Source organism: Thiohalocapsa sp. (genome assembly GCF_019695415.1).
In the GTDB taxonomy this organism is placed as follows: domain Bacteria; phylum Pseudomonadota; class Gammaproteobacteria; order Chromatiales; family Chromatiaceae; genus Thiohalocapsa.
Genome location: NZ_JAIFKJ010000221.1, coordinates 1 through 4586, shown reverse-complemented (window position 1 = coordinate 4586; position 4586 = coordinate 1). Strand labels below are relative to the sequence as shown.

Here is a 4586-nt window from a genome sequence, read left to right as displayed (position 1 = left end):
GCGCGAATCCAACGCCGTCGAGGTGCTCGTCGGCCGGGTGCGAATCAGGTCCGCGCCGAGCTTGCGGCGCACCCGACCGACGAGCACCTCGACGGCGTTGGATTCGCGCTCGAAGTCCTGAGCATAGAGCTGCTCGGTGAGCTCCAGCTGCGGCACCACGCGCCCGGCGTGCTGCATCAGGTAGGCCACGAGCCGGTACTCGGTGGGTGAGAGGTGCACCGGCACGCCATCGCGGCTCACCTGCATCCGGCGCGTGTCCAGCCTGAGGCCGCCCACCCGCAGCACCGGCGAGGCCTGCCCCGCGGAGCGGCGCACCAAGGCGCGCAGCCGCGCGAGCAGCTCTTCCATGCGAAAGGGTTTCGGCAGGTAGTCGTCGGCGCCGGCGTCGATGCCCTCCACGCGCTCGTGCCAATCCCCGCGGGCGGTGAGGATCAGCACCGGGAACCCTTGCCCGGCCTCGCGCCAGCGCCGCAGCACCGAGAGCCCGTCCATGCCCGGCAGTCCCAAGTCCAGGATCGCGGCGGAAAAGATCTCTGTGTCGCCCAAAAACCAGGCATCCTCGCCGTCGGCGCTGCGCGCCACTACGAAGCCCGCGGCTTCCAGCGCCGCGGCGATGCCGTCGGCGAGGCGCGTGTCATCCTCGACCAGCAGGATGCGCATCAGTCGTCCTCCTCGTGCGCGAGCAGCCGGCCTGCGGCGGCATCTACCAGCACCTCCAGCACCCGCCCATTCGGAGCGATGACCTTGAGCTCGTACACCCAAGCGCCGTGCTCGCGCTCCAGCTCCACTTCCACGACATCCCCAGGGACCTGCGCGGTCACGCTGGCGAGGATCTCGGCCAGCGGCAGCACCTCGCCGCGCTCGAGCGCAGCCCGGGCGCGGTCGTGATCGTGATCATGCGGACCGGCTTGCGCAGCGAAGCCTATCGCGAGCACCAGCAGGGGCCATGTGGCCCGGCGGTGTGATCTGGGGATTCTGGGCAGTCGCATGTTCTCGCTCCGAGGCCGACGTTGCCGCTCAACGCATATCCGCACCGCTCAGCTTGCATCACCGGAGCTGACAAAAGGCTGACCGAAGCCCACAGGGATCGGTCAGCGCTTGCCCTCTAAGCTGGCCAGGTGAGTCGAGATCGGTGCTCGCCGCCATCGGGCGCCGAGCCCACGACGACACCGTATGCATCTTCTCAAGCAACGGAGCAACGAGCCATGACAACACAGACCTTATCTGCCAACGCCGTCCCCCGGCCGGGTGCACCACAACCGAACCAGATAGACCAAGTGCGGGTATGGGATCCGCTGGTGCGCATTTTCCATTGGGCGCTGGTGGCCGCTTTCGCCACCGCCTTCATCGTCGAGGACGATCTGCTCGGCGTGCACGTCTGGGCCGGTTATCTGGTGCTTGCCCTCATCGCCGTGCGACTGGTCTGGGGCATCGTCGGCACCCGTCATGCCCGCTTCTCAGACTTTGTGCGCGGCCCGCGGCAGGTGCTCACCTATCTGCGCGAGAGCCTGCGCCTCTCGGCGCCACGCCATCTCGGCCATAACCCGTTAGGTGGGGCCATGGTGGTCGCGCTGCTGGCGCTCGTCGGCGTCACCGGCCTGACCGGCATGGCCCTGTACGGCGCGCAGGAGCTGTCGGGACCGCTGGCGGGGCTCATGAGCGGCACGCCGCCGGCTGTCGGCGAGGCGCTCGAGGAGACGCATGAGGTCCTCGCGAATCTGACGCTCGTCTTTATCGCCGTGCATGTGGCCGGGGTGTTGTTCTCCAGCTTCGCCCATCGCGAGAACCTGATCGGCTCAATGTTCACCGGCCGCAAGCGCCGCAGCTGATAGGAGGCATGACGATGACACAGCCAACGAGCTCACGCCGGACACCAGCCCTCGGCGCCGCCCTGCTGCTCGCCGCGGCGGGTGCGGCGCCCGTCGCCCTCGCCGGTGACGCCGCCGCCGGCGCCGCCGCCTGGGTGCGCGAGCACAGCCAACGGAACGGCGGCCCGGCGCGCAGCTGCGCCACCTGCCACACCCCGGATCTGACCCAGCCGGGTCAGCACGTGCGCACCGGCAAGCCCATCGAGCCCCTGGCACCGTCGGTAAAGCCGGAGCGGCTCACCGACCAGGCCAAGGTCGAGAAATGGCTGAGGCGCAATTGCCGTTGGACCCTGGGGCGTGAATGCACGGCCGCGGAGAAGGCGGACTTCCTGGCCTACATCCGCACCCAATAGTGGCGCAAGCGCATCCCAACGGAGACTTAGATATGAATACATCACTGCGTGCTGCCGGCTTTGTGGCCGGTGTCCTGCTGGCGCTCGGCATTGCTGGGCTGGCCCTGGGCGACGATGACGACCACGATGACGACTACGAGGAGCATGGGGAGGAGCACGGCGGCTGGTTGGAGCCTGGCGAGGACGTCAAGCCCGTCACCAACGCTGCCTATGCGGACGAATGCGGCGCCTGCCACATGGCTTATCAACCGGGCCTGCTGCCGGGCGACGCCTGGCGACAGGTCATGGACCCAGACGCGTTGATGAGCCACTACGGCGACGACGCCTCTCTGTCGCCCGCACTGCGGCGTGAGCTCACGGCTTATCTCACCGCCAACGCCGCGGGTCAGTCGCGCAGGTCGCGCTCCCGTGCCTTCGCGGTGGGCGGCGCTGGTGCCGGGGATCTGCCGCGGATCACCGCGACGCGCTACTTCCGCAACGAGCACCATGAGATCCCGTCCCGTATGGTTGCGGGCAATCCGGACGTCGGCAGCTTCAGCAACTGCAACGCGTGCCATACTGGTGCCAACGAGGGCGTCTATAACGAGCATCGTGTGCGCATCCCGGGTCATGGACGCTGGGACGACTGAGCCTCGGGGCCTCGCCAACGCCCAGGGGCGTGCCGCCAGTGGAATGGCGGTGGTCCCCCCGGCACAGCAGCCGGTCCTTTGGGGCCCCTCGATCGTGTGTGCGGCGCAGGCCGCGCAAAGGCCGTGTATGCTCCGAGTAGGGGGCCTGAATAGGGCTTGAGGCGGCACAGGGGGCCGGCATGCAGCACGTCTTCGTCGTCGGGCTCGACGACTTCCACCTGCAGCAACTGCAAACGCTGTCGGGTGCCGATCGCATTTCTTTCCATCCGCTGTTCACGCAAGCGGAGCTGAAGCAGCAGGATGCCTTCCCGGTCGCACGGCTCCTGGACGAAGGCTGCCAGATTCTGCGTGACTTCCCGGGACGCGTCGACGCGGTGATCGGCTACTGGGATTTCCCAGTAAGCACCGTGCTGCCCATTCTGCGCGCGGCTGTCGGCCTGCCCGGGCCGAGCCTGGAGGCGGTGCTGCAATGCGAGCACAAGTACTGGAGCCGGCTGAAGCAGGCGGAGGTGGCGCCGGAGCAGGTGCCGCCCTTCTGCGCCGTGGACCCCTTCGCCGAGGACCCGCTGGCACAGTGCCGGGTGGGCTTCCCGTTCTGGCTGAAGCCCGTGAAGGCCGTGCTCTCGCACCTCGGCTTCCGCATCAGGGATGCCGAAGACTTCGAGCGGGCTCTGCCCACCATTCGGGCCAGGATCGGCCGCTGGGCCGAGCCGTTCAATCTGATCCTGAAGCACGCCTCCCTGCCGCCCGACGTGGCCGCGGTGGATGGCTGGCACTGCATCGCCGAGGGCATGATCTCCGCCGGCTACCAGGTCACCCAGGAGGGCTATGTCTGGGAGGGGGACGTACGCGTCTACGGCACGGTGGACTCCCTGCGCACTGGGCCGGTGGGCTCCTCCTTCGACCGCTACCAGTATCCCTCCCAGCTGCCGGCCGCCGTGCAGGCGCGGATGACGGCGGTGACACAGCGGGTGATGCGCCACATCGGCTACGACATGGGGCCCTTCAACATCGAGCACTTCTGGGACCCGGCGACGGACCGGCTCTCGCTGCTGGAGATCAACACCCGCATCTCCAAGTCCCATGCGCCGTTGTTCCGGATGGTGGACGGGCAGTATCACCACCGCGTGATGCTGGACCTGGGGCTCGGGCGTGAGCCGGAGTTCCCGCAGGGGCGCGGGAAATGCAAGCTCGCCGCTAAATTCATGCTGAGGCGCTTTGAGGATGCCCGGGTGGAGCGCGTGCCGACGCCGGCGGAGATCGCCGCGGTGGAAGCGGTGGTGCCCTGCAGCCGCATTCAAGTGGAGGTGAAGGCGGGCGACAAGCTGTCGGACCTGCGCGACCAAGACAGCTACAGCTATGAGCTGGCGACGTTATTCATCGGCGCAGACTCGGAGGCAGATCTTGAAGCGCGTTACCGCGAATGCCTGGAGCGGTTGCCGCTGACATTGACGCCGGTCGGCGACTAGGCCGCGACGGCGCTCGCGGTCGACCGAGCGCGATTTCGACGGCCGGGATTACACTATAATCTCCACAATCCTGACAGCGGCTTACAGGACAAACAGGAGATTGAGTATGAACTTCGCTTGGCTCTCCGCGCCGGTTCTAGGGCTTATGCTGGCTCTCGGGCTCATGGGCTGTGCAAACATGAACAGCGCCGAGCAGCGGATGGTCTCAGGCGCCGCCATCGGCGGCGTGCTCGCCGGGCCTATCGGTGCAGGTGTCGGGGCGGGCAT

6 protein-coding genes are annotated in these 4586 nt (G+C 67.7%); 4 read left to right on the top strand and 2 right to left on the bottom strand.

Going from position 1 to position 4586, the window contains the following annotated elements:
* Positions 1-660 (bottom strand): response regulator transcription factor (locus I6U14_RS06335; RefSeq protein WP_296897794.1); only part of this gene is annotated, 660 nt, incomplete at its 3' end.
* Positions 660-989, bottom strand: a complete 330-nt coding sequence (locus tag I6U14_RS06330; protein ID WP_296897792.1) for a PepSY domain-containing protein — start codon at positions 987-989, stop codon at positions 660-662. The genes I6U14_RS06330 and I6U14_RS06335, both read right to left, overlap by 1 nt.
* Before the next feature lie 216 nt (positions 990-1205).
* On the opposite strand from I6U14_RS06330, the gene I6U14_RS06325 reads away from it, so the two are divergent.
* The 4 genes from I6U14_RS06325 (at position 1206) to I6U14_RS06310 (ending at position 4319) form a co-directional block, all read left to right on the top strand.
* Positions 1206-1829, top strand: coding sequence for a cytochrome b/b6 domain-containing protein (locus I6U14_RS06325; RefSeq protein ID WP_296897791.1), 624 nt, complete (start codon positions 1206-1208; stop codon positions 1827-1829).
* Positions 1830-1843: 14 nt separating this feature from the next.
* Positions 1844-2221 carry a DUF1924 domain-containing protein gene (locus I6U14_RS06320; RefSeq protein ID WP_296897790.1) on the top strand — a complete coding sequence of 126 codons (378 nt, stop codon included), beginning with the start codon at positions 1844-1846 and terminating at the stop codon, positions 2219-2221.
* A 32-nt stretch (positions 2222-2253) separates the two neighbouring features.
* Positions 2254-2850, top strand: coding sequence for a cytochrome C (locus I6U14_RS06315; RefSeq protein ID WP_296897788.1), 597 nt, complete (start codon positions 2254-2256; stop codon positions 2848-2850).
* A gap of 179 nt (positions 2851-3029) precedes the next feature.
* Positions 3030-4319, top strand: coding sequence for a D-alanine--D-alanine ligase (locus I6U14_RS06310; protein ID WP_296897786.1), 1290 nt, complete (start codon positions 3030-3032; stop codon positions 4317-4319).
* Positions 4320-4586 lie beyond the last annotated feature (267 nt).

What these genes read in the sequence shown, in the direction of transcription:
- I6U14_RS06330 (WP_296897792.1), bottom strand. Translation starts at nt 989, where the DNA reads ATGCGACTGCCCAGAATCCCCAGATCACACCGCCGGGCCACATGGCCC.
- I6U14_RS06325 (WP_296897791.1), top strand. Translation starts at nt 1,206, where the DNA reads ATGACAACACAGACCTTATCTGCCAACGCCGTCCCCCGGCCGGGTGCA.
- I6U14_RS06320 (WP_296897790.1), top strand. Translation starts at nt 1,844, where the DNA reads ATGACACAGCCAACGAGCTCACGCCGGACACCAGCCCTCGGCGCCGCC.
- I6U14_RS06315 (WP_296897788.1), top strand. Translation starts at nt 2,254, where the DNA reads ATGAATACATCACTGCGTGCTGCCGGCTTTGTGGCCGGTGTCCTGCTG.
- I6U14_RS06310 (WP_296897786.1), top strand. Translation starts at nt 3,030, where the DNA reads ATGCAGCACGTCTTCGTCGTCGGGCTCGACGACTTCCACCTGCAGCAA.